The sequence below is a fragment of the Streptomyces milbemycinicus genome (assembly GCF_002154605.1).
Lineage (GTDB): Bacteria > Actinomycetota > Actinomycetes > Streptomycetales > Streptomycetaceae > Streptomyces > Streptomyces milbemycinicus.
The window spans coordinates 1-26,394 of the sequence record NZ_MUNE01000038.1 but is presented as its reverse complement, the minus strand read 5'-3'; the positions used below and the strand labels follow the sequence as shown (position 1 = coordinate 26,394).

Here is a 26,394-nt window from a genome sequence, read left to right as displayed (position 1 = left end):
ACCCCGGATTCCGCCCAGAACCAGACCCCGCCCAGAATCCAGACACACGCCCAACTCAGCCACCCCCCCAGAGCCACACAGAGCCACACCAGGAGGCCGCCCATGGCGCCCACCCCAGAGTCCGAACTCATCTCCGAGGCCAGTACCTGGATGGCCGAGGATCCCGACCCCGAGACCCGCGACGAGCTGGCCGAGCTGCTGGAGGCGGCCGAGGCGGGCGAGCCCCAGGCGCTCGATCAGCTCGCCGAGCGGTTCTCCGGCACCCTGCAGTTCGGCACCGCAGGCCTCCGGGGCGAGCTGGGCGCCGGGCCCATGCGTATGAACCGCGCCGTGGTCATCCGCGCCGCCGCCGGTCTCGCGGCGTACCTCACCAAGCAGGCGGGCTCCACCGAGCACACCGCCCCCACCGAGCACACCGCCCCCGGCGAGCACACCGCCCCCGGTGAGCGGCCCGGCCTCGTCGTCATCGGCTACGACGCCCGCTACAAGAGCGCCGACTTCGCCCGCGACACCGCGGCCGTCATGACCGGCGCGGGCTTCCGGGCCGCTCTGCTGCCGCGTCCGCTCCCCACCCCCGTCCTCGCGTTCGCCATCCGCCACCTCGGCGCGGTCGCCGGGGTGGAGGTCACCGCGAGCCACAACCCGCCCCGCGACAACGGCTACAAGGTCTATCTCGGCGACGGCTCCCAGATCGTGCCGCCCGCCGACGTCGACATCGCCGCCGAGATCGCCGCGATCGGCGCCCTGGCCGACGTGCCCCGCCCGGACTCCGGCTGGGAGACCCTTGGCGACGACGTCCTGGACGCCTATCTCGCCCGTACGGACGCCGTCCTCTCCCACTCCTCCCCCCGGGACGTACGCGTCGTCTACACCCCCATGCACGGCGTCGGCGGCGAGACGGTCACCGCGGCCTTCGCACGGGCGGGCTTCCCGGCCCCCACGGTGGTCGCCGAGCAGGCCGAGCCGGATCCGGCGTTCCCGACCGTCGCGTTCCCCAACCCGGAGGAGCCGGGCGCGATGGACCTGGCGTTCGCGACCGCTCGCCGCCTCGGCCCCGGGGGCGCGGACATCATCATCGCGAACGACCCGGACGCCGACCGCTGCGCGGTGGCCGTACCGGCCCCCGACCCCACGGCCCCCGACGCCGCTCCCGCCGCGACCGCCTGGCGCATGCTCCGGGGTGACGAGGTCGGCGCGCTCCTCGCGACGCACCTCATCCACAAGAGCGCCCGCGGCACGTTCGCGACCTCGATCGTCTCGTCCTCCCTCCTGTCCCGGATCGCGGGCGCCGCTGAGCTCCCGTACGCCGAGACGCTGACCGGCTTCAAATGGCTGGCCAGGGTCGACGGGCTGCGCTACGCCTACGAGGAGGCGCTGGGCTACTGCGTCGACCCCGGCGGCGTACGCGACAAGGACGGCATCACGGCCGCCCTGCTCGTCGCCGAGCTGACGGCCGAGCTCAAGGAGCAGGGCCGTACGCTCGCCGATCTGCTCGACGACATCGCGATCGAGCACGGGCTGCACGCCACCGACCAGCTGTCCGTACGTGTCGAGGACCTGTCCCTGATCGGTCAGGCCATGAAGCGGCTGCGCGAACAGCCGCCCACCGAACTCGCGGGCCTCGCCGTGTCCTCCAGCGAGGACCTGTCGCGCGGTACAGCGACGCTGCCCCCGACGGACGGGCTGCGCTACCGCCTCTCCGGCCGCATCGGCAGCAGCCCGGGGAGCACGGTCCAGTCGGCCCGGGTGATCGTCCGCCCCAGCGGCACCGAGCCCAAGATCAAGTGCTATCTGGAGGTGGTGGTCGACGTCCCCGGGGCGGACGCGCTGGCGACTGCGCGTGCGACGGCGGAGCAGGTCCTGTCGGCGATCAAGGCGGATCTCGCGGAGGCGGCGGGCATCTGAGGCACGGCCGACGCGCCGATCAGGCCGGCCCGGTCCGGGAGCGGAAGGTGCGGCGGTAGGTGTCCGGGGGCACGCCGACCGTCCGGTTGAAGTGTCGGCGCAGCGTCGTGGCGGTGCCCATGCCGGTGGCCGCCGCGATGGCGTCGACACTGTCGCCGGTCGTCTCCAGCAACTCCTGGGCGTGGCGGATCCGCTGGGTCAGCAGCCACTGCAGCGGGGTGGTGCCGGTCACCGCCCTGAAGTGGCGGCCCAGATGGCGCGAGCTCATCCGCGCCCGGCGGGCCAGGTCCTCCACGGTCAGCGGCTGGTCCAGCCGTTCCATCACCCAGGGGAACAGCTCGGCCAGCGGGTGGTTGTCCGGGGCAGGGACCGGGGTGGTGACGAACTGGGCCTGGCCGCCGTCCCGGTGCGGCGGCACGACCAGGCGGCGGGCGACCGTGTTGGCGATCGACGAGCCGTGGTCGAGGCGGACGAGGTGCAGGCACAGGTCCATGGCGGCGGCCTTGCCGGCGGAGGTGAGCACCCTGCCGCCGTCCACGTAGAGCACGTCCGGGTCCACCTCCACCCGGGGATAGCGGGCGGCCAGGACGTCGGTGTGCGCCCAGTGCGTGGTCGCCCGCAGCCCGTCCAGCAGACCGGCGGCGGCCAGCACGAACGCGCCCGTGCACAGGGAGGCCACGCGTGCGCCCGCCTCGTGGGCCGCGCGCACCGCGTCGACCAGGTCGGCGGGCGGGTCCTCGTCGACGTCGGCCCAGCCCGGGACGATCACGGTGTCGGCGCGCGGCAGTTGGTCGAGGCCGTGGTCGGGCTCCAGCCGGAACCGGCCGAGCCGCACGGCGCGCGGTCCGCAGACGGCGACGTCGTACCAGGGGTCGGCCACGCCGGTCATATCGGCGGCGAAGACCTCGTACGCCATGGACAGTTCGAAGTTCAGCATTCCGTCGGTGACGGCCAGTGCGACAGTGTCCACGTCCGGAATTGTATGGGTCATGTCGTTCCGGACACTCGTATGGGACCCCCGCCTTCGTCAGGATGTCCGTGACAGACCACAGCAGATCATGTGAACACGAGGGGGAACCCATGGGATCGGGGCTCAAGGTAGCGGTGTTCGGCGCGTACGGGCACACCGGGCGCTTTGTGGTGGCACAGCTGCGGGATCGCGGCTTCGTCCCGGTCCTGTCGGGGCGCGACGCCGACAAGCTGAAGGTGCTGGCGGAATCCGAATCCGGCCTGGCCGCCCGCCCGGCGTCGGTCGACGACCCGGCCTCGCTCGACCGCGCCCTGGCCGGTGCCGCGGCCGTGATCAACTGTGCCGGGCCCTTCGCCACGACGGCCGCCCCTGTGATCGAGGCGGCGCTGCGCGCCGGGATCCCGTATGTGGATGTGGCGGCCGAGATCGAGGCCAACGCCGATACGTTCGCGCACTTCACGGACCGCGCCCGCGCCGCGGGAACGGCGATCGTCCCCGCCATGGCCTTCTACGGCGGCCTCGGCGATCTGCTGGCCACCGCCGCGATGGGCGACTGGACGTCGGCCGACGAGGCGCATATCGCGTACGGGCTGAGCAGTTGGCACCCCACCGCCGGGACGCGCACCGCGGGCGCGGTCTCCCGGCAGCGGCGGGGCGGTCGGCACGTCCGTTACGCGAACGGACGGTTGGAGTACCACGACGACGAACTGCCCACCCTGAAGTGGCCCTTCCCCGATCCGATGGGCCCCCGGGCCGTCATCGGGGAGTTCACGATGGCCGACGTCGTCACCATCCCCAGCCATCTGTCCATCCCCGACGTACGCACCTACATGGCGGTCGAGGCGGCCAGGGACCTGTCGGCCCCGGACACCCCGGCGCCGACGGCGGCCGACGAGCGGGGGCGGTCCGCGCAGACCTTCCTCGTCGATGTCGTCGTACGCAACGGGGGCGCCGAACGGCGCGCCGTGGCGCGGGGCCAGGACATCTACGCCATCACCGCGCCGCTCGCGGTGGAGGCGGTCCACCGCATCCTCACGGGACGGACCAGGACAGCCGGGGTCGCCTCCGCCGGCGAGATCTTCGACGCGCCCGACTTCCTCCGCGCGCTGTCCGCGCATCTCTCCCTCGAAGTACGTCGGTAGCGCACGTCATTCGGGCTGCGAGACCATCGCCGCCAGGCCGCACCCGGCGTCCAGGAAGAACGTGTGGTAGCCGGCCATGTGACTGATGTCCTGCATATCGATCTGGGCGATGTACGCCATGAGCTTCCCGCACGCCGGACACTGCGGGTACTCGGCGTCGTCCATCCACACCGGCCGGCCGCCGATCGCCGAGCCGTCGGGGTAGGGGCCCGACGGGTGGCCGGGGACCAGGCGCTCGGTGGGCGCCTCGGCCGCCGGGAGGCCCGTACCGGGCTCGGGTGGGTCCGAAAGACGGGAGGTCCCGTCCGGCCCGACGCCGAGGAACACCGGGTCGGCATCATCGACGGCGCACCCGTAACAGAGGACCAGCCGCAGCCGCCCCGACCAGCCCGCGTGCGCCAGCGCCCCGGCGACGCGCTCGTCGGCCGTGTCCAGGTCCAGCGCGGTCCACAGCGCGGCGCCGCATCCCTGGCAGCGCCCCTGCGGGGCTGCGGCGCCGGCCCCGTCCTCATCCCCTTCCCGATCCCCTTCCCGATCCCCTTCCGGCTCTTCGGCCACCAGGTGGTGGGCGACGGGCCCGCACAGCTCCCGCGCCCGGTCCCCCTCCAGCGTCCAGCCACCCTCCGTCATGTACTCGGCGGGCCCGAGGAAGAGCTTGTCGGCGCCGGGCGGCGGCTGGTCGCGCCACCGCCTGAAGGCCTCCTCGGCGACCGGGCCCCGCGTCTGGGCCAGGGCTGTCAGCAGGTGGTTCAGGTGGAGCGCGCCCTTGCCGCCCGCGTCGGCCTCCGCGACGAGACCGCGCTGTGTCGCATCGTCGGCCGCGCGGTACAGCGCGGCCGGATACACCACGCCCGCGGCGAGGAGCCGGAGCAGATGAGGCGCCAGGCTCTCCGGGGCGCTGCTCGCCAGCTCTTCGAGCTCGGGGGCACCAGCGTCGCCTGCGGCGATGGCCCGGCCGATGAGATCTTCCAGATGCTCCGTCATACGGGGAACGTAACAACGTCCTCCGATACGCCCGGCCCTGGGTTCGGGCGACGCGGCTCGGCGGCATAGTCGGGCAGGGCCACATCGCTGCTGACCTTCTCCCCCAGCCTGAGCATCCAGTTCAGGAAGACGGGCTTGGACAGCAGGCCGTTGCGGAAGCGCAGGCCGGTCGCGGTACCGGGCGCGAGGAACTTCCCGGTGCGGTCGCCGCCGGTCTGGCAGCCCTTGGCGTACTTCCGGAGCCTGTCCTCGTAGCGCGCGAAGGCCGCTCGATGGTCGCCTCCGGCCCGCGCAAGCTCGCCCGCCAGCACATAGGCGGCCACCATGGCGGTCCCGGTGCCCATCCCCCCGATGGTGGCCCCGCACGCGGCGTCGCCCACCAGGCACACCCGGCCCCGTGACCAGGTGTCCACGTCCGCCCGGCTGATCGAGTCGAAGTACAGCTCAGGGGCGCGGCGCAGCGAATCGAGCAGGCGGGGCACCTCCCAGCCGAGTCCGGAGAAGGCGTCGGCGATCAGACGCTTCTGCTGCTCGGGGTCGTGGCGGTCGTACGACAGCCCGGGCGCGGCGAAGACGAAGAACGCCCCGGCCCGCGCCGGGTCCCGGTGGTCGGCCCCGACGGACGCGAGCCGCCCCGGCGCGTTGTAGCCGACCGAGCCCCGCCCCCACCCGCGCTCGTTGGCGAGCTGCCAGGTGGCGGCGTAGTAGCCGAGGTGGCTTACATAGTCCTCCTCGGGGCCGAACGCGAGGCGCCGGACGTTGGAGTGCAGCCCGTCCGCGCCGATCACCAGGTCGAACTCGCGCGAGGCACCGTGCCGGAAGTCGACGCGTACGCCGGAGGAGGTCTCGGTGAGGCCGGTGATCGAGTCGCCGAAGAGGTACTCGGTGTGGTCCAGGCCGCGCTCGTACAGCAGCTGGGCCAGGTCGCCGCGGAGCACCTCGATGGCGCCGCCGGCGAACTCCGCGGGCAGGTGCAGCAAGGTCCGGCCGCCTTCGTCGACGAAGCTCATCGGGGAGCCGCCGGTCTGCATCGCGCGCAGTTCGGGCAGCAGGCCCATGCGCTCCAGGACGGTCAGGTGCGTATCGCCCCGGAAGTCGACGGCCTGGCCGCCGCCGCGCAGGGCCGGGGCCAGCTCGACGACCGTCGGGTTGAAGCCGTGGCGCCCCAGCCAATAGGCCAGCGCCGGACCGGCGATGCTCGCGCCGGAGATGAGGACGTTCCGGTTCATGGTTTCTCCACCCCTGATAACCGCGTTAACTGTGTCCGATGGACACGATTAATTACTGTGTACCATAGACGCAGTTATTTGGCACGCCAAGATGCCGAGGCTGGAAGGGCGACGGACATGGGCGACAACCACGCCGAGACGGTGCGGCTGCTGTGGGGCCCCCACACCAAGCCGTCACGCGGCCCCCGGCCGACACTCGACCTGGACCGCATCGCACGGGCCGGCATCGAGATCGCCGACGCGGAAGGGCTGGCCGGTGTCTCCATGCAGCGGGTCGCCGCGCAACTGGGCGTCACCAAAATGGCGCTGTACCGATATGTCCCGGGCAAGGCGGAGCTGGTCGCGCTCATGGTGGAGGCCGCGATCGGCCCGTACCCGGCGCAGGACCCACAGCCCTCCGGCTGGCGAGGGCAGTTGGCGGACTGGGCCCGCTGTCTGTTCGCCGCCTTTCAGCGGCACCCATGGACACTGGACGCCACCATCGGACCGAGGGTCATGGGCCCCGCGGAGCTGGGCTGGATGGAGCGCGCGGTCTCCGCGCTGGACGGTACGGGGCTCGGCGGCGCCGAGCGCATGGACGCGGTCGTCCTGCTGGTCGGCCATGTACGCGGCATCACCCAGCAGGCCCGGGCGGCAGGCCCGGCGGGCACCCCCGAGGCGGAGCTGAGCGGCATCCTGGCCGACCTGATGCGGGCTCAGGGCGAGCGTTTCCCCGCCCTGGCCGCCGCCTTCGCCTCGGCGGAGCAGACCGGCGGGCGGGACCAGGCATGGGAGTTCGGCCTGCAGCGCATCCTGGACGGTCTGGCCGTGCTCATCGACCAGCGCGAGCACTGACCGGACAGGGCACGCGAGCACTGACCGTCGTAGACAATCGCGGCCATGGATCTCAACGACGTACTGCACTGCCTCAGGGAGGCGGAAGCCGACCAGCGTCGGCCCGAACTCTGCGGCAGGCGCTACGTGTCCGTGGCCAACCTCTACGCCTACGAAGACGGCGCCCCGCTGCCACTCGACCTCTTCGACGGGCTCGACGACGAGGAATCCCCGGAGTGCTCGATCCTCGCGGGGCTGGGCGAGGCCACGTCCATGTACGACGCGTTGGACATCCTGGCGTCCGCCGTGCTCGACGAGGTGGGGGATCCGCCCGGCGAGGACGACATGCGGGAGGCCGACCTCCAGCGGCTGGACGGCATCCACTCACCGACGCACCGCGCTCTCGCGTGCCTGCTCATGGGCTACGACGGCGCCATCGACGTGGACACGAGCGCGGGCGCGGGCTGGTTCGCGGGTGCCCGTTTCGTCTTCCTCAGCACCGCGGTCCCGCCCAACCAGGAAGCCGATTACGGCATCCTCGAACTCCAGCCGGTCGGCGACCCCGAAGACGCCGACCGCGCGCTCATGGACGCCGCCGAGGCCGGTGACGCCGACGCCGTCTCCGAGGCCCTGAGCGAGGGCGCCCACATCGACGCGCTGGACGAGCGCGGCATGAGCGCACTCCACATCGCCGTGGCCCACCGCCGGCTGTCCACCGTGGAGGCGCTCCTCGCGGCAGGAGCCGATCCCGGGCTCCAGGCCACCTACAACAACGCCCCTCAATTCGCGTCACTCGACGACAGCGAGCGGGTCACGGCCGGCGCGGAGCGAATCGAGGACGCCGACCACCTGGCCGTCCTGCACGCACTCATCGAGGCCGGGGCCCCCATCAACGCGCAGAACCGCGACGGCTCGACGCTGCTCGACCTGGCGATCGCCACCCAGCCCTACCCCGAGGAGACGATCCGCTCCTTCGTCAGCAAGGGAGCGCGGAGTGTCCGGCTCACGGATCCGGACTTCGGCCGCCTCCTGGCCGTCCTGCCGTACAGCGACGGCCGACGCGCCCTCGAAACACGCGTCAACGAAGTTCGGTTCCTCCTGGAGTCGGGGGTCCATCCCGAGGACGCCGAGGTGGCGGCCCAGCGGCCGTGGCTACGGGCTCAGGACGGCCCGGCCTTGCACGCGCTGCTCCACTTCACCGGGTACTACGAGCGCGAGGTGCCCGGCGAGATACTTCTCGCACTCGTCGATGTGCTCCTCCGCCACGGTGTCCGCGACACGTCATACCAAGGCGGCACCGCGCTGGAGTGTGCCGAGGAGTGGGTGAAAAACGGCCACGCCAATTACGAGCCGGTGGTGCGAAGGCTGCGCGAGGCCGCCGCCGAGGGCGGCATCTGACCGAGGACAAACGGCGACACGCCGTGATGTCGGCGTGTCGCCGTCCTGTTCTCACCACAAACACGCCGGCATTGCTCACAGCCGGGAGAAACAGGCCAGTTCGGTCAGCGGTGCCAACGCGTCCACGGCCGAACCGCTGATATCGATGCCCGCGAGCGCGGCGAACAGCGGCCTGGCGCCATGCCAGGCCAGCCTTGCCCCGTAGGTTTCTCCACCCTGCTCGTCCAGGACCAGGCCGAGATACGCCACCAGGCCGGCGTCATCGCCGTCGACGGCGCGTTCCACATGGAAACCAACCTCGGCATGGAGGGCAGTTCCGAAACGGCGACCGAGCGCGAGCGGAGTCACGCCCACCGAACCACCCCCGTCCGCCATGCGCTTGGCAAACGCGTACGACTGGCGGACTTCGGACCAGCCGCCCTCCGCCAGACACTCGACGAACGCGTCCAGGTCGGCCCGCAGGGCCGGGGTCAACTCGGTGAAGGGGACACACGCCCGCTGCCGCGCCCCGGCATCCTCTCCTTCCCCGGCACCCTCTTCTTCCCCCGCCTCCCGCTGATCGTCCCCGCCCGACGCCACCGGCGCGGGCTCGTCATCGATGCGCGTCAGATCAGGCGGAAGGACGGTATAGCCCAGCTCCGCGAACACCGTCTCGGCAGCTGCCGCACCGTCCAGTTGCGGGTAGAAGGCCCACGAGTAGCTCCCCACAAGCTGGTGCCGCACCACCAGGGCCATCAGTGGCTGGGCGATCACTCGGGCAGCGGACATGACCTCGGGCGGGAAGTCGTCCGGGTCCTCCGGAATCGCGGATTCAATGCCCTTGGTCCACCGGTTGAGGAAGACGAACGGAGTGTCCAGCCACTCCTCCCGACCCACCGCATGCGCCGCGTCCACCGCGGCCGGCACCTGCCGGGGACGCAGAATGAGCGCCCTTTTGTCCTCGCCGGTAGCGTCGCCGAAGGCGTCGGCGAACTCCCCCCGATCAAAGGACGCCTCGATGCCATGGTCGCTCAAGGTCAGCCACAGATTGCCCAGTGCCCAGGCCGCGTCGCTGGCGGCGATGGCCGCCAATACCCGGCGCTGCCGCGGATCAAGGTCGCCGCGCGTGAAGGGAGTCGGCAAGGACTCCCGGGCCTGCGGCCCGAACGTCGCCGCCAGCAGCATCTCGTACAGCGACATCGCCCGGTCCTCGTCCGTCTCCGAGACCAGGAGGGCGCACACCGCGTCGAGCAGTTCCGGGGACGCCTCGCCGGAAGCCAGCAGAGACTCGCAGCGAGCCAACGGACTGTCCCGTGTCAGCGCGCGGGTCCACTCGTGCAGCTGCGTCAGGCTCTCCCCGTCACACAGCAGGCCGGTGAGCGTGTCCGCCACCTCCGCCCCACCGCGCGGCGCGCGGGCCAGCGCCCATGCCAGCCGCACCGCGCCGTCGGCCTCGCCGCGGTCCGCCTCGCCGCGGTCGGCCGACAGCCGCCCCGCGTCCATCTCGCCCAGCGCCAGCCACGCGCCCGCACGCACGGACGGCTCCGGATCGGCTGTCAGCCGCGCCACATCGTCGGCAGCCTCCCGGAGTTCGGCCGACGACAGGGCCCACAGCACCCGAAAGCGCACCCCCGAGTCGCCGTCCCGCAGCAGGGGCGTCAGCCGCGGCACCTGCATGGCCATCGCCGCCAGCGCAGCGGCGTGCCCTGTGTCGCCGCCGTGGCACACATCGCCCAGGAACGACAGCAGATCCTGACGATCCGGATATCCGGGCTCCAGGAGGATGTCGACGAGGAACGGAACCGCCGCGGCCGTCGCCTCGTACACCGACCCCTGATGGCACAGGCTCCCGTACATGTCATAAAACGCACCGTTACGGTCTTCGGCATCGGCCGACCGCAGCGCACCCAGAATCCCGGGAACGTCGGTGGCCGCGCCGTACGCGTGCTTCAGCGACGCCCAGTCCACGTCTTCGATGTTCACGCCGACATCCAAACATCCGGGTGAGACATCGCAACGATGCGTGGACACACCGGAGTTGGGCAACGAGCGGAGGTCCGCCGGGCAGCGCAGCGGCCCCCGCCGGACGGCGAGGGCCGCACTCTGGTGCCGTTGACCGGATCAGGCAGCGAAAAATCCGCCGCCCTTGACGGTTGAGACGAAGGACGACCAGGCCGCCGCCGGGAAGACCAGGGCGGGGCCGTGCGGGTCCTTGCTGTCGCGGACGGGGACGGCACCGGCGGACGCGCACGCGGGTGCCCACTCGACACATGAACCGCCGTCGCCATTGCTGTAGCTGGACTTGACCCACTCCGCACGGGAGAAGTCCGGGGTGCCACTCATGGCGTGAACTTCCCACCCTTAACAGCGGAGACGAACTCCGACCACGCCCCTGCCGGGAAGACCAGGGCAGGGCCGTAAGACGCCTTGCTGTCACGAACGGGGACCTGACCGGCGGACGCGTACGCGGGCGCCCACTCGACACAATCACCGCCATCACCGTTGCTGTAGCTGGACTTGACCCACTCCACACGGGAGAGATCCGGGGTGCCACTCATGGCGTCAATGCCTCCGTGACGGAACGGATGAATGCCGCCGTCTGGGTCGGCGACAAGGCGTATGCCCTGAGCAGATCGTACGACCGCATACGCCTCACCACCCTCTCCCTGTCCTCTAGGAGTTCACCCGTAGCGATGCTCTCCTCGTAGGCGACGGTCGTACCGTCGTCCAGCGTCAGCAGATTCAGCGTGCCGCCCATAAGCGCATGCCCACCGTGCTCGAACGGCAGCAGCTGAATCACGGTGGCGGGAGTGTCCACCAACTCGGCCAAGCGGGCCAGTTGGGCACGCATGACCACCGACTCGCCGATCGGCCGCCGCACGGACGCCTCGTCCAGGACCACCGACAGATGAGGCGCTGGGCTGCCCCGCAGCAGAGCCTGCCGACTCATCCGAGCCGCCACCTTCTCTTCTATTTCCTCTGCCGTCGCCTCGGGATTGCTGACCCGGAAAAGCTCCCGTGCGTAGTCCTCCGTCTGCAACAGACCGGGCACGAGCTGCCCGGCGTAGCAGGCGATGGCCTGCGCACGCGTCTCCAGCTCCATGCGTCGCCGGTACTTGTCCGGGTGCACCTCGCGCCGGGCCAGCGCGTACAGCTTCACGAAGATCCCGTCCGTGCCGAACGCCGCGTCGAGCTGAGCGGGGAGTTCGGGAGGGATCATGTACTCCGCGAGCTCGATCCGACCCAGGTGACTGCGGCTCGAGTTCACCACTTCGGCGAGCTGATCCAGGCTCATCCCCGCCGCTTCGCGGTGTCGGCGCAGCTCGGCGCCGAAGAGATGGCGGACGCTTCGTTCGGGTGTCAGTTCGCGTTTCCGCGCAGCCATGTGCGCAACTCCTAACTCCCAAGGTGCGGCTGGGAGTCCAACCACTGCCGAGAGTACGCACCGACAGCCACGCTTGCACTACAAACAGTAAACAAGGCCCGCCACAGGACCCCCGCGACGCGCGACCGTCCGGGGGCGTGGCCACCAGCCGTAGCCATAGAGGAGCTGATGACGTGTTCGACCCTAGCCGTTGCGCATTCGCATACGTGAGTGCCCTTTTCGCCTCCCGAATCCCCGATGCGGAGGCGACCGAATGAACGCGACGACCAGCCTGCGCCTGCTGCCCTGGACCAGCCCGGACGGCAAGCCGTGCTATCTGGCGGCGGACGACGGCGACAGCCGCCTGAGCCGACGCGCGGACGAGATCGAGGCACTGCAACTGTCCATGGGCACACAGCTTCTCGGCCACGCCCGGGTGCTGCTCACCGACCGCAAGGCGGATGCCGGGGAACTCCGGTTCCTGGCGAACCGACTGTGCGAGGCGCTGCGCGATGTGCTGCGCGTGGCCGAGAGCAGGGGCCTGCGCCTGCCCGCGTACGGCGATGACGGCCCCGCCGGGGACACCGGGGAGTCGTCATGACCTGCTGGCGAACCAAGGTTCGCCCCTCATGATCGGCACACTGGGTCAGAGGGTTGATCCGCGAGGTACACGGACCGTTCGCTTGAGGTGAAGGACCTGTGGACTGCTTGGCAAATCTTCCTGATGGAAGAAGCCGGGTCAGGAAGGTCACCATCCCATAGCCGGACTGTTCGGTCGTCGCTGCCGCTGGCCAGAGTGCGGCCATCGGGGCTGAACGCCACCGACCCCACGGCGTTGGTGTGTCCGGTCAGGGTGGCGCGCAGCTCGCCAGTCGCCACATCCCACAGCCGGACGTGTTTGTCATTGCCGCCGCTGGCCAGCGTACGACCGTCGGGGCTGAACGCCACCGAACTCACCATGTCGGTTTGCCCGGTGAGGGTGGTGCGCAGCTTGCCGGTCGCCACGTCCCACAGCCTGACTGTCGTGTCCTCGCTGCCGCTGGCCAGGGTGCGGCCATCGGGACTGAACGCCACCGACCCCACGGCGTCAGTGTGGCCGGTGAGGGTGGTCCGCAGCTCGCCAGTCGCCACATCCCACAGCCAGATCTTCCCCTCCGCTCCACCACTGGCCAGGGTGCGGCCATCCGGACTGAACGCCACCGACCACACGGCGTCAGTGTGGCCAGTGAGGGTGGTGCGCAGCTTGCCGGTCGCCACATCCCACAGCCGGACGTGTTCATCGTTGCTGCCGCTGGCGAGGGTGCGGCCGTCAGGACTGAACGCCACCGAAATCGCGCCGTCGTAGTGGCCGGTGAGGGTGGTCCGCAGCTTGCCGGTCGTCACGTTCCATAGCTGGATCTTCCCCTCCCCTCCGCTGGCCAGGGTGTGGCCGTCTGGACTGAACGCCACCGACCCCTGGACCTCAGCGTGGCCAGTGAGGGCGGTGCGCGGCTTGCCGGTCGCCACGTTCCACAGCCGCACGGTTTTGTCGTTGCTGCCGCTGGCCAGGGTGCGACCGTCGGGGCTGAACGCCACCGAATCCACGGGCTCAGTGTGGCCGGTGAGAGTGGTGCGGAGTCTGCTGATCGCCACCTTCCACAGCCGCACGGTCTTGTCACTGCTGCCGCTGGCCAGGGTCCGGCCGTCGGGGCTGAACGCCACCGAATTCACGAAGTCGCTGTGACCGGTGAGGGTGGTGCGGAGCTCGCCGGTCGCCACGTTCCACAGCCGGACTGTCGTGTCCTGGCTGCCGCTGGCCAGGGTGCGGCCATCCGGACTGAACGCCACCGAATCCACGGGCTCAGTGTGGCCGGTTAGGGTGATGCGCTGCTTGCCGGTCGCCACATCCCACAACCGGATCTTCCTCTCTCCACCGCCGGCCAGAGTACGGCCATCCGGACTGAACGCCACCGACCCCACGAAATCGCTGTGGCCAGTGAGAGTGGCGCGCAGCTCGCCAGTGGCCACTTCCCATAACCGGATCTTCCCCTCCCCTCCGCCGGCCAGAGTGCGGCCGTCAGGACTGAACGCCACCGAATCCACAAAGTTGTGGCCGGTGAGGGTGGTGCGGAGCTCGCCGGTCGCCACGTTCCACAGCCGGACGGTTTTGTCGTCGCTGCCGCTGGCCACGGTGCGGCCATCTGGGCTGAACGCCACCGACCTCACGAAATCGCTGTGGCCAGTGAGAGTAGCGCGCAGCTTGCCTGTCACGACGTTCCACAAGTGCACTTTTGTGTCGGCGCCGCCGGTGGCCAGCGTACGGCCGTCAGGACTGAACGCCACCGAATCCGCGACGTCGTCGCTGTGGCCAGTCACAATGGTGCGCCGCCTACCCGTCGCCACGTCCCACAACCGGACCTTCCCACCCTCCCCGATGCTGGCCAAAGTGCGGCCGTCAGGACTGAACTTCACCGATCCCACGGCGTCGGTGTGCCCGGTCAGACGTCGATTGAGGGGAAGAGCTGCAGCAGCGAAAAGGTCGGCGCTGGCCTCCTTCGTCGGACTGGTCCGGTATGCCTCGACCGCCAAGAGCGAAGCCAGGTCAGGGTTGGAGTCCATGAGGCCGGCCGACTGCGCCGCCAGCTGCCGTGAGAGCGCGATCCGTTGGGCGGTGAGCGCCTGGTGTCGTTGCTGTTCGCTGGTCCGGTATTGCTGCCAGGCGATCAGCCCGGCGGTGAGAGCGAGCACGAGCAGGACCGAGACGGTGGTGGCGAACTGACGCAGGCGTCGGGTGGTGCGGGCGGCTGCTGCTTCCTCGCGGTGGCGGACGGTGGAGCTGCTGGTAAGGAAGTCGCTTTCCAGCGGGGTGAGGTCGCTGCCGGAACCAGCGATGGGGAAGGTTTCCTCGGCGGTGGCGAGTCGGGTGCCGCGGTAGAGCGCGCCGGGGTCGCGGCCGAGGTCCTGCCAGGCGTGGGCGGCGTCGGTGAGCTGGCGGTGGAGCCGCAGGCGGTCGCGGTCTTCGTCGATCCACTTGCGTAGCCGGGGCCAGGCAGCGATCAGGGCTTCGTGGGCGAGGTGCACCGTGTGGCCGTCGAGGATGACCAATCGAGCCTTCACCAGCCGCTCCAGCACCTCAGCGGTGGCGGGGGAGGTGTCGGTCTCCAGTTCCTCCCGGGGCGCGGGCCGCCGGGTGTCCTGCGCGCCGTCTCCTGGGGTGATCAGGCGCAGCAGGATCCGCCGGGCGCAGGAAGCCTGGTCGGGGGTGAGGTGGGTGTACAGGTCTTCGGCTGTCTGGGCAATGGCGCCGTGCACGCCGCCGGCCGCTTCGTACGCGGTGAGGGTGAGGGCGCGGCCTTTGCGGCGGTGCCAGGTTTCCAGGAGGGCGTGGGACATCAGGGGCAGGGCGCCGGGTTCGCCGTCGACTTCGTCGAGGATGTGGGCGGTCAGGGTGCGTTCGACAATGAGGCCCGCGGCCTGGGCGGGTTTGACGACAGCCTCGCGGAGTTCCCCGCGATTCATCGGCGGGACCAGAAGGGTGGCCTCGCGCAGTGCGTCGGCGAGAGGTCGGTGGCCGGCCAGGTGCCCGAAGAAGTCGGCCCGTACGGCGATCAGCACCCGCAGACGACTCTCGGGGGCGGCGGCGGTCAGGAGGCGGTCGATGAACGCGGTGCGTTCCGCCGGGTCGGTGCAGAGGGTGTAGAGCTCCTCCATCTGGTCCACGACCAGCCACGTGTCCCCCTCTCCGCCCTCCTTCGGCACCAGCCGCTGCTCATGGTCGCGCAGGGGATGGGCACCAGGGGTGATGACCCGCAGGGCGGCCGGGCGCATGTCGGGGCCTTCGGTGGTACGCAGCCGCGGGATGAGACCGGCGCGCAGCAGGGAGGACTTTCCGCTGCCGGAGGCGCCGACCACCGCCGTGATCCGATGGTGGGCGGTCAGGCGCAGCAGGTCATCGATGAGCTGGTCGCGGCCGAAGAACAAGGCCGCGTCATCGGGCTCGAAGCGGGCCAGACCCCGGTACGGAGGCTCGGCATCGTCGTCGGCACGCGGCTCGGCGGCTTCATCCGCCGCAGCCCGCCGCCAGCGTTCCTCCCACTCCTCGGAGTCGCCGCCGCAAGCCTTCACGTACGCCAGCACCACCGGGAGGGTCGGCAGTTGCTCCCCTGCCGCCGCCCGGGACAACGTGGTCACGCCGTAACCCGTGTTCACTGCCATCGCCCGGTAGGTGGGCGCGCCCGCCTCCTGGCGCAGTTTGCGTAACTCGAATGCGAACCTCTGCACCGGCCCGGCAGCCGGATCCAGCGGCCTCTCACGACGACCTGCCACTGGCTGTCCCCCCTTGACGCCCACCACCACGTAACCGACAGCCCGCCAAGCTACGCACCGGCCCATGCGGCGGCAAGCACGTCACCTGCCACGACGCCGGCCCCATTTTTCGGTGCGGCGGTAGGGGGTGCCGAACAATTCCGGCCCCGGTGAACTCGAAGACGCAACTCGCACTGGCGGCTCCGTCCCACGCAGCGAACACAGTGCGGCGCCGCGCCACTTGTTCGCTGCGCAGCCCCTCCCTGGACATGCACGCTCGAAAGGAACCCGGCATGAACGTACGCGCGCACCTTGGTGAGCCACTGGAATTCGAGGAATACGTACGAAGGCGGCACGACGCGCTGCTGCGCACTGCCCGGCGCCTGGTCCACGACCCGCTTGACGCCCAGGACCTTCTGCAGACAGCGCTCGCGCGAACGTACGACCGTTGGGACGGTATAGCGGACAAGCAGCTCGCCGACGCCTATCTGCGCCGCGTCATGATCAACACTCGCACGGAATGGTGGCGGGCCAGGAAGCTGGAGGAGCTCCCCACCGAGCAGCTGCCGGACACGAGCGTCGAGGATTTCACGGCGCAGCACGCGGACCGAGCCATGCTGATGGACGTCATGAAGGTGCTCACCCCGAAGCAGCGCATCGTCATTCTTCTGCGACTTTGGGAACAGATGTCCATCGAGGAGACGGCCGTTGCCCTCGGCGTGTCGGCCGGAACGGTCAAAAGCACGCTGCATCGCACACTCGCCCGGCTCCGCGAGGAGCTGGAGCGTCGCGACCTCGCCCCTGCTTCAGCATCGGGGCCGTGACGTCGACATTCCGGGCGCATCAGGGCGGCACCGCCACCGCAGGCGCGATGACCTCGAACGCCCGGCGCACCTCGGGGACGCCCTGCGCGTCCTCCCGCGCGGCGTGCGTCTCTGCGAGCCCGCGCAACTCGTCGATGGGCCAGTCGGCCTGGGCCCGCCAACCGGGACGAGAAGCAACGCGTCGATTCCCTGCAAGCCCTTAGTTAACAACGGGAGGCGGCAGAGGGGAGATTTCCCGGTCGAAGAAATCAAAAAAGGACTCGGCGCGCCCGTAAAGAGCATTGAAGCCGACCGATGTTTCTTTGATCAGCTCTGGATTCGCATACCGCTTGGCCCCTGCCGCATTTCCGTCGTCGTCATACACAACTTCATACATGGCCACATCCCCAAGAATCACAACTTCGGGGACAGGACGCCGCTCTTCGATATCCACGATCTTACGGGCATCGGCGACTTTGATTTTATCGCCCAACTCAACGCGCAGGCGGAGCACGAACAGCTCCCACTGCACGTAGGGAGTGACAGGGAACTCCACAACCCGAAGACGGCGCTCCGTGACGTTGAGCTCGGAAGCCTTCCGGAATTGCTTGGCGTATACTTCGCGTTTCTCCTCGATAAGGGATAGCGCTTCAGTCCACTCTCCGGCAGCAAAGGCTTCCCAGCTCGAGAAGCCTCGTTCCTTGAAGTTCTGACCGCGCTCCAGTTTGTTCAGAAAGCCGATGCCGCTTTCATAAACGCGGCGAAAATCCTCATGATACGCCGGACGCATCAAGCGCTCGGAGGCGCCGCTCGGAAACGAATCAAACACTGGGGATGTCCGGCTTCGCCGCGATCATCATGCTCCTGGGGATTACCACCAGCCGCTCGTCGGCTCCCACGGAGACTCCTGGAGGCAGGGACTTGCCGAGTGAGTCCGTGAGATCCCTTCCGATAATGGCCACATCGCCATTACCAAGTTCCCAGATATCGGGGCAGTCCGGATTATCCGTCGTCGTCCCTAGTTCTTGGGGTGATTTACCCAGACGCCTCTTGAAGGTCGTCGACGGGTCGGCTTCCCACGGCCTAGCCATAGCCATCACTCCCTGACTGTGCCCAGATTTGGGGCAACCATACGGCTACGACACCGGGTTGACCATGCATGGCACACAGTTCAAGTCAATAGGCATATGCCAAAGGCAATACGACCGAGTGGTGATCCTTGTAGGGTGGGCTCAGAAGTGAAATGATATGTGATCGCAAAGCGCCATCGCGCAATTACGGCATGGCCATCTTATCTGACCTATGAGCGCGAAGCCGGACCTTTGTTCGGCGGCCGCAGGGGGAGTCATGCAAACACCCATTTCACACAGGGCGGGGATTTCCACAGCCGAGCCGTACCGGCAAATTGCAGTTCGATGAGCGCAACCATGGACGGCCACGCTGAGGATGACGGCCGTGTCTACCAGTCCGCAGGCGACCAGCACATCAATGAGCATCATTATTATGGGGCCCAAAGAGCCGTAATGGGCGGTCCGGACTCTGTTCGTCGTCCAGCGATTGGTCGGGCGCCCACGGTTCTGCGCGACCGCGCCGAGGTGTTGGAGCGCTTACAGGCAAGTGTCGGAGGGGAGCGCGGTGGTGAGGTCTACGTGCTCCATGGCATGGGTGGCTGCGGTAAGACAGCCGTGGCTTATGCCCTCTTCCAGTTCGCCACCGAGGAGAGCGGGCGGATCGGTCTGTGGGTGAATGCTGCTGACCGTGCGAGCTTACGTGCCGGCATGCTGGCCGTCGCAGCTGACCAAGGTGCCGGCGACGGCGAACTACTGGCTGCCAGAAATGGGCTCCGGCCTGCGGCTGATCTCGTGTGGCACTGTCTCGACCGTTCCCGTGAGTCCTGGCTGTTGGTGCTCGATAACGCAGACGACCCCGAGATCCTTCGTGATGGCAGCTGGCTCCGTAGCAGTTCGCGAGGTACAACCGTGGTCACTACTCGTCGTGCGGCCGCTCGCTGGTGGCCCGGTGCGGAGTTGCAGCACATCGGCGTACTACCGCGCGACGACGCGGCCCAGGTGCTGTGCGACCTTGCTCCGCAGAGTGGCACGAGGGAGCAGGCCGCTGCCATAGCAGACCGTCTGGGGCGGCTGCCGCTCGCGCTCACGCTCGCCGGTGGCTTCCTGTCCCACCAGGTACTCGACCCTTGGACGATGGACGCCTACGGGCGCCACCTGGACGATGGCGAGTGGGTCGAGCTCATAGATCAAGGAGCTGACGTCTTGTCCGACGCGGACCCCCGGCACCTGGTCGGTCGAACCTGGCAACTGTCACTCGATGCATTCGAAGCCCGCGGCCTTCCGGAGGCGGCTTCCCTTCTCAGGCTGCTGGCTCGCTTCGCTCCCGAGCCGTTGCCACTGTCTCTGTTGAACCGGCCTGAAATCAGTGGTGTTCTCCCTCGTGCTCGGTGTGAAACAGCGTTGAGAGTGCTGTTGGACCATTCACTGACCGAACTGGTCGACGTTGGCGTTCGTTGTGCGCAGAGCCACGGTGTACTGCTCGACAGTGTCGCCGCTTCCACACCTCGTGACAGACTCCCCACTCTCGATACGACGGCTGCCCGGTTACTTGACGCGGCCGTCCCCGCCCATCCCGACGCCGGCCCGTACGATCCGCAGTTACGCCTACTCGCCCCTCACACGCTTGCTCTGCTGGGGCATGCCTCACAACCATCGGTCATTTCTGACGTGTTGACTGTCGCCAAACGCTTGTCCATCGCTCTTCACCGCACCGGGGACTACATGTCCGCCTGGGAGACGGCCAATGCTGCGACAAACCTCACGGAACAGTCCCTCGGAGCAGAACACCGGCTGGTACTGGCAACACGTTCAAGGGCCGGCCGGGCGCTCTTCCGGCTGGGTAGATACACCGAGGCCGAGCTGCTACTGCGCAACGTACGAGCGGCTCAGGAACGCATTTTCGGGAATGACGACGCCGACACTCTCGATACCAGCCACGGCCTCCAACTCGTACTCGCAAATCTCGGCAGGCGCGAGGAAGCCCTTACGCTGCTGAAGTCAGTAGTGACGGGACGCCAAGCAGTACTCGGGGCGGCGCACCCACTGACTTTGCGTTCCCGTGCCAGCCTGCTCACGATGTTGTCTGCCGATGAGCTGACTGCCAATAGCGATACACTGCTTTCGTTGCCTTCGGACTGTGATCTCCATCTTGGCCCCGAGCACACAGTCACTCTAGGCGCCCGACATAATTACGCTTGGGCACTGTATGTGCTGGGTCAGTTCACTGCCGCCGACGAGGCGATACAGCTGGTCTGCCAGGCATATAAAGATCGTTTCGGCCCCGACTACCCGATCGCACTGGCAGCGCAACAGCTCTTCGCCCGGACCCAGTTCGCACTCGGATATACAGAATCGGGAGTCGACTTGATGGTTGATGTCGTGGCAAGACGAGAACGTAGCCTGGGGTTCGACCATCCCTTCACGGTCGCAAGCCGTGAACTCCTGGGGCAGTTCAGAGCGAGGCGATAGCGGTCGATCGGCACGGTGCTTCATGGGCGATCACCTATGAAGCGCCGCCCCCTCCCTGTCGAGCCGGACCGCTGTCGCCCCTGGCGTCGGATGAGCTGCTTGCGGGGCCCAGTTCCTCCCCGCGGAAGGACAGCAGGATCACGAGGGCGCCCCCACACGTGATCGCCCAGTCGGCGAGGTTCATCACACTGAAGTCGCGGACCGCGATGAAGTCGACCACCGCGCCCCGCATGCTGCCGGGGGAACGGAAGAGGCGGTCTGTCAGGTTCCCGAGCGCCCCGCCCAGCAGCAGCCCCAGCGCGAGCGCCCACGGCGTACTGGTCAGCCGGCGCGACACCCGGACAATGGCGACGGCAACGGCCGCTGCGATCAGCGTGAAGACGATGGTCGTCGCCTCACCGAGGCCGAACGCCGCGCCGGGGTTGCGCTGCACCCGCAGCTCCATCCAGGTCCCGATCACGGGGACAGGGGCTTGCCCCTCAAGGCCCTCGACCACCGCCAGCTTGCTCCCCAGGTCGATGGCGTACGCGATACCGGCCACCATCCACAGCAGCCACACCCGCCGCCGCCCGGCGGGCGTGTCGCTCCTGGGCGCATCGCTTCTCGTCACGCTCAGCCTCCTCACCGCCGTCCCGGTCCCACTCCGGACGCTCAGGTGATCGCCAGCACCACCGCGAGCAGCACCGCCCCCGCCACCGCCGGCGCGATGACCTCGAACGCCCAGCGCACCTCGGGCTCGCCCTGCGCGCTTTCCCGCGCGGCATGGGCCTCCGCGAGGCCGCGCAGTTCGTCGATGGAGCGGTCGGCCTGGGCGCGCCGCTCCTGGTCCGCGTCCGCCGCGGCCCGGACGGACGTACGGCCGAAGGGGTCGTCGGTCGCCGCCCGCGCCTGCCGCCGGGTGGCCCGCTTGCGCTGCCGCAGCGACACCGGGATGGCCCACATCTGGTACTTCGCGCCGCCCGCGAGCACCTCGCTGGAGTAGCCCGCGCGCACCGCCTCCACCGAGCCCCAGGGCAGGGTGATCGTACGGAAGGGGTTGCGCACCCGCAGCCGGTCCTGGCCGGCGAACACCGCGGGCCGCACCGTGAAGGCGATCACCAGGGGCACAGCGAACAGCAGCCCGGCGAGCGCCAGCCATGGCGCCCGTCCCTCGCCCCGGATCATGGCGTCGATCCCCAGCCAGGCGCCGATCGCGAGCAGCAGTACGCCGCCCGCGATGCCGCCCGAGGAGCGGTAGACGCGGTCCGCGTACTCGGTCTCCTGGTCAGCGGTCCCCTTCTTGGACCCCTTGGGCCCGCGCGGGGTGGAGGAGTCGTGCGAGGAGTCGTGCGAGGAGTCGTCCGGGCTCGTCATGTGGCCGATTCTGCCGCACCGGCGCGGCGGCCCATATGCAGGGCCTCACGCCCCTTGGCACCCTTGGCACAGGGCGTTCCCGCGATGTACGGGTTCTCGCGCCAGCTCACGCCCGAAGGGAACGGCCTAGGACTGGGCTGCCAGGCGCAACCCGAGCCCGACCAGGACCGCCCCGGAGATCTGTTCCATTCGGCGCCGGACGGACTGCCGCCGGAGCACTCCCCCCATCCGCCCGGCCAGCCAGACCAGCGGCAGGTACCAGACCAGGTCGACCACGGCCCAGATCACCGAGAAGGCGAGCAACGTCAGCAGGACGGGGGCTCCCTGCGGCACGAACTGCGGCAGGAAGGAGACAGCGAACACGCCCGCCTTGGGATTGGCGAAGTTGGTGATCAGTCCCTGCCAGTACGCCCGCCGGCACGACACCTCGGCCGTTTCCGCCGGTTCCGCATCCGGCCCGCCGGCCCGCCGCGCCTGCCACAGCGCACGCGCTCCCATCCAGACGAGCACCGCGGCGCCGGCGATCCGTATGACGTCGTAGGCGACCTGCGAGGCCAGCAGCAGGGCCGAGAGACCGAGTGCCGCGGCAAGGCCCCACAGCAGCACCCCGCACTCATTGCCCAGCACCGTGGCCATGCCGGTTCTCCGGCCGTTCACCACCGCCCGGCGCACGATCACGACCGTGCTCGGCCCCGGAACCATGGCGATCAGGAAAGCCGCGCCGATGAACGCGACAATGGAAGTCAGCATTGAGGGAGCATCGCCAAGCCTGTCGATGCCCCACAAGTCCTTTCCCGCCGAGCGCCCGGGGGTGACATTTGGCTACGCGCGTAGATATGCTCCCCTGGTGACCATGCCCACCACAGTTCCCGCATACGGCGCGGAGGCGGCCGAGCGACTGGCGTCGATGGCGGATGTAACCGCCACCGACGGCGCGCTGCGCCGCTTTCTGCACGGCCTGCCGGGCGTCGACGCGGTCGGCCTGCAGGCCCGTGCCGCCGCGCTCGGCACCCGCTCGATCAAGACCACGGCGAAGGCGTACGCCATCGACCTGGCCATTTCCATGATCGACCTGACGACCCTGGAGGGCGCGGACACCCCCGGCAAGGTCCGGGCGCTGTGCGCCAAGGGGGTCAGCCCCGATCCGACCGACCGCTCCGTCCCCAAGGTCGCGGCGATCTGCGTCTACTCCGACATGGTGGCCACCGCCAAGCAGGCCCTGGCCGAGGCGGGCGGGTCCGAGGTCCATGTGGCCTCCGTCGCGACCGCCTTCCCCTCCGGGCGGGCGGCGCTCGCCGTCAAGCTCGCCGACACCCGGGAGGCCGTGGCCGCCGGTGCCGACGAGATCGACATGGTGATCGACCGCGGCGCCTTCCTGTCCGGGCGCTATCTCCAGGTCTTCGAGGAGATCCGGCAGGTCAAGGAGGCGTGCCGACGCGCGGACGGCAGCGGCACCGCCGCCCATCTCAAGGTCATCTTCGAGACCGGCGAGCTGCAGACGTACGACAATGTGCGCCGCGCCTCCTGGCTGGCGATGCTCGCGGGCGCCGACTTCATCAAGACCTCCACCGGCAAGGTCGCGGTCAACGCGACGCCCCCCGTCACCCTCCTCATGCTGGAGGCGGTCCGCGACTTCCGCGACACGACCGGGGTGCAGGTCGGGGTGAAGCCCGCGGGCGGCATCCGCACCTCCAAGGACGCCATCAAGTACCTGGTGCTGGTCAATGAGACGCTGGGCGCGGACTGGCTGACGGCCGACTGGTTCCGCTTCGGCGCCTCCAGCCTCCTCAACGACCTGCTGATGCAGCGCCAGAAGCTGAGCACCGGACGGTACTCCGGTCCCGACTATGTGACGGTGGACTGAGACTGCCATGACGAACCCAGCCATCACGAACCCAGCCATCACCAACCCAGCCCTCACGAACGCGTTCGAGTACGCGCCCGCACCCGAGTCCCGCTCCGTCGTCGAGATCGCCCCGTCGTACGGGCTCTTCATCGACGGCGAGTTCGCCGAGGCCGCCGACGGCAAGGTCTTCAAGACCGTCTCCCCCTCCTCCGAGGAGACGCTGTCCGAGGTCGCCCAAGCGGGCGCCGAGGACGTGGACCGCGCGGTCAAGGCGGCCCGTAAGGCCTTCGGGAAGTGGTCCGCGCTGCCCGGCGCCGAGCGCGCCAAGTACCTCTTCCGCATCGCCCGCATCATCCAGGAGCGCTCGCGCGAGCTGGCCGTCCTGGAGTCGCTGGACAACGGCAAGCCGATCCGCGAATCGCGCGATACCGACCTCCCTCTGGTCGCCGCGCACTTCTTCTACTACGCGGGCTGGGCCGACAAGCTCAAGTACGCGGGCTACGGCGACAACCCCCGCCCGCTCGGCGTCGCGGGCCAGGTCATCCCCTGGAACTTCCCGCTCCTGATGCTCGCGTGGAAGATCGCCCCCGCCCTCGCCGCGGGCAACACGGTCGTCCTCAAGCCCGCCGAGACCACCCCCCTGTCCGCCCTGTTCTTCGCGGACGTCTGCCGCCAGGCCGGACTCCCCAAGGGCGTCGTCAACATCATCACGGGCGACGGCTCCACGGGCGCGGAGCTGGTGGCCCACCCCGGGATCGACAAGGTCGCCTTCACCGGCTCCACCGAGGTCGGCAAGGCCATCGCCCGTACGGTCGCCGGTACGGAGAAGAAGGTCACCCTCGAACTGGGCGGCAAGGCAGCCAACATCGTCTTCGACGACGCGCCGATCGACCAGGCCGTCGAGGGCATCGTGGGCGGCATCTTCTTCAACCAGGGCCACGTCTGCTGCGCGGGCTCCCGCCTCCTCGTCCAGGAGTCGATCCAGGACGAGCTGCTGGACGCGCTCAAGCGCCGGATGCGCACGCTCCGGGTCGGCGACCCGCTGGACAAGAACACCGACATCGGCGCGATCAACTCGGCCGAGCAGCTGGCCCGGATCCGTACCCTCGCGGACGCGGGAGAGGCGGAGGGCGCCGAGCGCTGGGCCCCGGAGTGCGAGCTGCCCACCTCCGGCTACTGGTTCGCGCCCACCCTGTTCACCGGCGTCACCCAGGCGCACCGCATCGCGCGCGAGGAGATCTTCGGCCCGGTGCTCTCCGTCCTCACCTTCCGCACCCCGGAAGAGGCGGTCGCGAAGGCCAACAACACCCCGTACGGGCTGTCCGCCGGCATCTGGACCGAGAAGGGCTCGCGCATCCTGTGGATGGCGAGCAAGCTCCGCGCGGGCGTGGTGTGGTCCAACACCTTCAACAAGTTCGACCCGGCCTCTCCGTTCGGCGGCTACAAGGAGTCCGGTTACGGTCGCGAGGGCGGCCGCCACGGCCTGGAGGCGTACCTCGATGTCTGATGACCGCACTGAGCGCCTGCGCGTTCTCAAGACCTACAAGCTGTTCGTCGGGGGCAAGTTCCCCCGGTCCGAGAGCGGGCGGGTGTACGAGGTGACCACAGCGACATCAGCCGCTGGCGCGGCGGGTAAGGACAGGTGGCTCGCCAACGCGCCGCTCTCCTCCCGCAAGGACGCCCGCGACGCGGTCGTCGCCGCCCGCAAGGCGTTCGGCGGCTGGTCGGGGGCCACGGCCTACAACCGCGGCCAGATCCTGTACCGCGTCGCGGAGATGCTGGAGGGCCGCCGCGGGCAGTTCGCGCGGGAGGTCGGCGACGCGGAGGGGCTCGGCAAGTCGAAGGCCGCCGCCGTCGTGGACGCCGCGATCGACCGCTGGGTCTGGTACGCGGGCTGGTCCGACAAGGTCGCCCAGATCGCCGGGGCCGCCAACCCGGTCGCGGGCCCGTACTTCAACCTCTCCACGCCCGAGCCGACCGGTGTGGTGGCCGTGCTGGCGCCGCAGGAGTCGTCGTTCCTCGGGCTGGTCTCCGTGATCGCCCCGGCGATCGTCACCGGCAACACGACCGTGGTCGTGGCGAGCGAACGCACCCCGCTCCCGGCCCTGTCCCTCGGCGAGGTCCTGGCCACCTCCGACCTCCCGGGCGGCGTGGTCAACATCCTCTCCGGCCGCACCGCCGAGATCGCCACCCCGCTCGCCGCCCACCAGGACGTCAACGCGATCGACCTCGCGGGCGCGGACGCGGAGTTGGCCCGCTCGCTGGAGGAGGCCGCCGCGGACAACCTCAAGCGCGTTCTCCGTCCACAGCCTGTGGATTGGTCGGCCGACCCGGGCACGGCCCGGCTGTTGGCCTTCCTGGAGACGAAGACGGTGTGGCACCCCATGGGCGTATAGCCGGTCGGCCAGCCGGTCGACGCAAAGCGACCGCCGGGGGAACACCACACGACCTAAGGGGTCCCTCCGGCGGCGCCATGCCTCACACTGGTGTCCCGTGACCATTCCTCCCATACCCGCCCGCGTCGTCCTGCTGTCCGGCCCCTCCGGCTCCGGAAAGTCGTCCCTGGCGGCCCGTACCGGCCTGCCCGTGCTCAATCTGGACGACTTCTACAAGGAGGGCGACGACCCCTCGCTGCCACAGCTCCCGGGCGGGGCGGGCGCCGACTGGGACTCACCGCTGTCATGGGACGCGGACGCCGCGGTCGCGGCGGTCGAGGCGCTGTGCCGTACATCCCGTACGACGGTGCCGGTGTACGACATCGCCACCAGCGCCCGCGTCGGCGCCG

The 26,394-nt window shown here is 69.4% G+C and carries 23 protein-coding genes and 1 pseudogene; 11 read left to right on the top strand and 13 right to left on the bottom strand.

Features of this window, described 5'->3' with window-relative positions; all coding sequences use genetic code 11:
- Positions 1-102: 102 nt before the first annotated feature.
- Entirely contained in the window at positions 103-1,905 is a 1,803-nt protein-coding gene (locus CCN51_RS03330) for a phospho-sugar mutase (RefSeq protein WP_014177209.1), read from the top strand.
- 19 nt (positions 1,906-1,924) lie between these two features.
- Here CCN51_RS03330 and CCN51_RS03325 read toward each other — a convergent pair whose 3' ends face one another.
- Positions 1,925-2,875: a helix-turn-helix domain-containing protein gene (locus CCN51_RS03325; RefSeq protein ID WP_014177210.1), complete on the bottom strand. Its 951-nt coding sequence runs from the start codon at positions 2,873-2,875 to the stop codon at positions 1,925-1,927.
- Between the two features lie 110 nt (positions 2,876-2,985).
- Between CCN51_RS03325 and CCN51_RS03320 the strand changes: the two genes are divergently transcribed.
- A complete protein-coding gene (locus CCN51_RS03320) occupies positions 2,986-4,017 on the top strand; it encodes a saccharopine dehydrogenase family protein (protein WP_014177211.1) in 1,032 nt (343 codons plus the stop codon).
- A gap of 6 nt (positions 4,018-4,023) precedes the next feature.
- On the opposite strand, the gene CCN51_RS03315 is transcribed toward CCN51_RS03320, so the two are convergent.
- Positions 4,024-5,001 (bottom strand): hypothetical protein, encoded by a 978-nt coding sequence (locus tag CCN51_RS03315; RefSeq protein WP_014177212.1) that lies wholly within the window; start codon positions 4,999-5,001, stop codon positions 4,024-4,026.
- The gene (locus tag CCN51_RS03310) at positions 4,998-6,230 is read right to left on the bottom strand and encodes an FAD-dependent monooxygenase (RefSeq protein ID WP_014177213.1); all 1,233 of its coding nucleotides are present in this window, start codon (positions 6,228-6,230) and stop codon (positions 4,998-5,000) included. Before CCN51_RS03310 ends, CCN51_RS03315 begins: the two co-directional genes overlap by 4 nt.
- A gap of 117 nt (positions 6,231-6,347) precedes the next feature.
- Here CCN51_RS03310 and CCN51_RS03305 point away from each other — a divergent pair, with 117 nt between their 5' ends.
- A complete protein-coding gene (locus tag CCN51_RS03305) occupies positions 6,348-7,064 on the top strand; it encodes a TetR/AcrR family transcriptional regulator (protein WP_014177214.1) in 717 nt (238 codons plus the stop codon).
- Between the two features lie 45 nt (positions 7,065-7,109).
- The gene (locus tag CCN51_RS03300) at positions 7,110-8,441 is read left to right on the top strand and encodes an ankyrin repeat domain-containing protein (RefSeq protein WP_014177215.1); all 1,332 of its coding nucleotides are present in this window, start codon (positions 7,110-7,112) and stop codon (positions 8,439-8,441) included.
- A gap of 75 nt (positions 8,442-8,516) precedes the next feature.
- Here the strand turns inward: CCN51_RS03300 and CCN51_RS03295 are convergent, their stop codons facing one another.
- From CCN51_RS03295 to CCN51_RS03280, 4 genes are all read right to left on the bottom strand, one after another.
- Positions 8,517-10,403: a HEAT repeat domain-containing protein gene (locus tag CCN51_RS03295; protein ID WP_086859237.1), complete on the bottom strand. Its 1,887-nt coding sequence runs from the start codon at positions 10,401-10,403 to the stop codon at positions 8,517-8,519.
- A 138-nt stretch (positions 10,404-10,541) separates the two neighbouring features.
- Positions 10,542-10,763: a DUF397 domain-containing protein gene (locus CCN51_RS03290; RefSeq protein ID WP_014177217.1), complete on the bottom strand. Its 222-nt coding sequence runs from the start codon at positions 10,761-10,763 to the stop codon at positions 10,542-10,544.
- Positions 10,760-10,978, bottom strand: a complete 219-nt coding sequence (locus CCN51_RS03285; RefSeq protein ID WP_014177218.1) for a DUF397 domain-containing protein — start codon at positions 10,976-10,978, stop codon at positions 10,760-10,762. The genes CCN51_RS03290 and CCN51_RS03285 overlap by 4 nt, the downstream gene beginning before the upstream one ends.
- Positions 10,975-11,805 carry a helix-turn-helix domain-containing protein gene (locus CCN51_RS03280; RefSeq protein WP_014177219.1) on the bottom strand — a complete coding sequence of 277 codons (831 nt, stop codon included), beginning with the start codon at positions 11,803-11,805 and terminating at the stop codon, positions 10,975-10,977. Before CCN51_RS03280 ends, CCN51_RS03285 begins: the two co-directional genes overlap by 4 nt.
- A 253-nt stretch (positions 11,806-12,058) precedes the next feature.
- On the opposite strand from CCN51_RS03280, the gene CCN51_RS03275 reads away from it, so the two are divergent.
- On the top strand, positions 12,059-12,385 hold the full coding sequence (locus tag CCN51_RS03275) for a hypothetical protein (protein WP_014177220.1): 327 nt from the start codon (positions 12,059-12,061) through the stop codon (positions 12,383-12,385).
- Between the two features lie 26 nt (positions 12,386-12,411).
- Here CCN51_RS03275 and CCN51_RS03270 read toward each other — a convergent pair whose 3' ends face one another.
- A complete protein-coding gene (locus CCN51_RS03270) occupies positions 12,412-16,089 on the bottom strand; it encodes an nSTAND1 domain-containing NTPase (RefSeq protein ID WP_453057759.1) in 3,678 nt (1,225 codons plus the stop codon).
- 272 nt (positions 16,090-16,361) lie between these two features.
- Here CCN51_RS03270 and CCN51_RS03265 point away from each other — a divergent pair, with 272 nt between their 5' ends.
- A complete protein-coding gene (locus tag CCN51_RS03265) occupies positions 16,362-16,892 on the top strand; it encodes a SigE family RNA polymerase sigma factor (protein ID WP_014177222.1) in 531 nt (176 codons plus the stop codon).
- Positions 16,893-17,091: 199 nt separating this feature from the next.
- Here the strand turns inward: CCN51_RS03265 and CCN51_RS03260 are convergent, their stop codons facing one another.
- Positions 17,092-17,700 (bottom strand): DUF6879 family protein, encoded by a 609-nt coding sequence (locus CCN51_RS03260; RefSeq protein WP_014177223.1) that lies wholly within the window; start codon positions 17,698-17,700, stop codon positions 17,092-17,094.
- Positions 17,693-17,962 carry a hypothetical protein gene (locus CCN51_RS03255; RefSeq protein WP_078610493.1) on the bottom strand — a complete coding sequence of 90 codons (270 nt, stop codon included), beginning with the start codon at positions 17,960-17,962 and terminating at the stop codon, positions 17,693-17,695. The genes CCN51_RS03260 and CCN51_RS03255 overlap by 8 nt, the downstream gene beginning before the upstream one ends.
- 324 nt (positions 17,963-18,286) lie before the next feature.
- Between CCN51_RS03255 and CCN51_RS03250 the strand changes: the two genes are divergently transcribed.
- Entirely contained in the window at positions 18,287-20,410 is a 2,124-nt protein-coding gene (locus CCN51_RS03250) for a tetratricopeptide repeat protein (RefSeq protein ID WP_170061281.1), read from the top strand.
- Between the two features lie 34 nt (positions 20,411-20,444).
- Here the strand turns inward: CCN51_RS03250 and lspA are convergent, their stop codons facing one another.
- The 3 genes from lspA to CCN51_RS03240 all read right to left on the bottom strand — a co-directional run bounded on the left by lspA (position 20,445) and on the right by CCN51_RS03240 (position 22,513).
- The gene (gene lspA, locus CCN51_RS56940) at positions 20,445-21,020 is read right to left on the bottom strand and encodes a signal peptidase II (RefSeq protein WP_014177225.1); all 576 of its coding nucleotides are present in this window, start codon (positions 21,018-21,020) and stop codon (positions 20,445-20,447) included.
- 41 nt (positions 21,021-21,061) lie between these two features.
- On the bottom strand, positions 21,062-21,763 hold the full coding sequence (locus tag CCN51_RS56935; protein WP_014177226.1) for a PH domain-containing protein: 702 nt from the start codon (positions 21,761-21,763) through the stop codon (positions 21,062-21,064).
- 126 nt (positions 21,764-21,889) lie between these two features.
- A complete protein-coding gene (locus CCN51_RS03240) occupies positions 21,890-22,513 on the bottom strand; it encodes a LysE family translocator (RefSeq protein WP_014177227.1) in 624 nt (207 codons plus the stop codon).
- Positions 22,514-22,616: 103 nt separating this feature from the next.
- Here CCN51_RS03240 and deoC point away from each other — a divergent pair, with 103 nt between their 5' ends.
- The 4 genes and pseudogenes from deoC to CCN51_RS03220 all read left to right on the top strand — a co-directional run.
- On the top strand, positions 22,617-23,627 hold the full coding sequence (gene deoC / locus CCN51_RS03235) for a deoxyribose-phosphate aldolase (RefSeq protein WP_170061280.1): 1,011 nt from the start codon (positions 22,617-22,619) through the stop codon (positions 23,625-23,627).
- A 7-nt stretch (positions 23,628-23,634) separates the two neighbouring features.
- Complete coding sequence (locus tag CCN51_RS03230; protein ID WP_014177229.1) at positions 23,635-25,116, top strand: aldehyde dehydrogenase family protein; 1,482 nt, start codon at positions 23,635-23,637, stop codon at positions 25,114-25,116.
- Positions 25,109-26,005, top strand: coding sequence for an aldehyde dehydrogenase family protein (locus CCN51_RS03225; protein ID WP_014177230.1), 897 nt, complete (start codon positions 25,109-25,111; stop codon positions 26,003-26,005). Before CCN51_RS03230 ends, CCN51_RS03225 begins: the two co-directional genes overlap by 8 nt.
- Positions 26,006-26,102: 97 nt before the next feature.
- Positions 26,103-26,394, top strand: a pseudogene (locus tag CCN51_RS03220) (ATP-binding protein); the annotation flags it as partial.

Bases quoted from the DNA above. Each gene is read 5' to 3' on its own strand.
- CCN51_RS03320 (WP_014177211.1), top strand. From the start codon at position 2,986: ATGGGATCGGGGCTCAAGGTAGCGGTGTTCGGCGCGTACGGGCACACC.
- CCN51_RS03330 (WP_014177209.1), top strand. From the start codon at position 103: ATGGCGCCCACCCCAGAGTCCGAACTCATCTCCGAGGCCAGTACCTGG.
- CCN51_RS56935 (WP_014177226.1), bottom strand. From the start codon at position 21,763: ATGACGAGCCCGGACGACTCCTCGCACGACTCCTCGCACGACTCCTCC.
- CCN51_RS03225 (WP_014177230.1), top strand. From the start codon at position 25,109: ATGTCTGATGACCGCACTGAGCGCCTGCGCGTTCTCAAGACCTACAAG.
- CCN51_RS03250 (WP_170061281.1), top strand. From the start codon at position 18,287: ATGAGCGCAACCATGGACGGCCACGCTGAGGATGACGGCCGTGTCTAC.
- CCN51_RS03300 (WP_014177215.1), top strand. From the start codon at position 7,110: ATGGATCTCAACGACGTACTGCACTGCCTCAGGGAGGCGGAAGCCGAC.
- CCN51_RS03255 (WP_078610493.1), bottom strand. From the start codon at position 17,962: ATGGCTAGGCCGTGGGAAGCCGACCCGTCGACGACCTTCAAGAGGCGT.
- CCN51_RS03310 (WP_014177213.1), bottom strand. From the start codon at position 6,230: ATGAACCGGAACGTCCTCATCTCCGGCGCGAGCATCGCCGGTCCGGCG.
- CCN51_RS03315 (WP_014177212.1), bottom strand. From the start codon at position 5,001: ATGACGGAGCATCTGGAAGATCTCATCGGCCGGGCCATCGCCGCAGGC.
- CCN51_RS03290 (WP_014177217.1), bottom strand. From the start codon at position 10,763: ATGAGTGGCACCCCGGACTTCTCCCGTGCGGAGTGGGTCAAGTCCAGC.
- CCN51_RS03275 (WP_014177220.1), top strand. From the start codon at position 12,059: ATGAACGCGACGACCAGCCTGCGCCTGCTGCCCTGGACCAGCCCGGAC.
- CCN51_RS03230 (WP_014177229.1), top strand. From the start codon at position 23,635: ATGACGAACCCAGCCATCACGAACCCAGCCATCACCAACCCAGCCCTC.
- CCN51_RS03280 (WP_014177219.1), bottom strand. From the start codon at position 11,805: ATGGCTGCGCGGAAACGCGAACTGACACCCGAACGAAGCGTCCGCCAT.
- deoC (WP_170061280.1), top strand. From the start codon at position 22,617: ATGCCCACCACAGTTCCCGCATACGGCGCGGAGGCGGCCGAGCGACTG.
- CCN51_RS03240 (WP_014177227.1), bottom strand. From the start codon at position 22,513: ATGCTGACTTCCATTGTCGCGTTCATCGGCGCGGCTTTCCTGATCGCC.
- CCN51_RS03285 (WP_014177218.1), bottom strand. From the start codon at position 10,978: ATGAGTGGCACCCCGGATCTCTCCCGTGTGGAGTGGGTCAAGTCCAGC.
- CCN51_RS03265 (WP_014177222.1), top strand. From the start codon at position 16,362: ATGAACGTACGCGCGCACCTTGGTGAGCCACTGGAATTCGAGGAATAC.
- CCN51_RS03305 (WP_014177214.1), top strand. From the start codon at position 6,348: ATGGGCGACAACCACGCCGAGACGGTGCGGCTGCTGTGGGGCCCCCAC.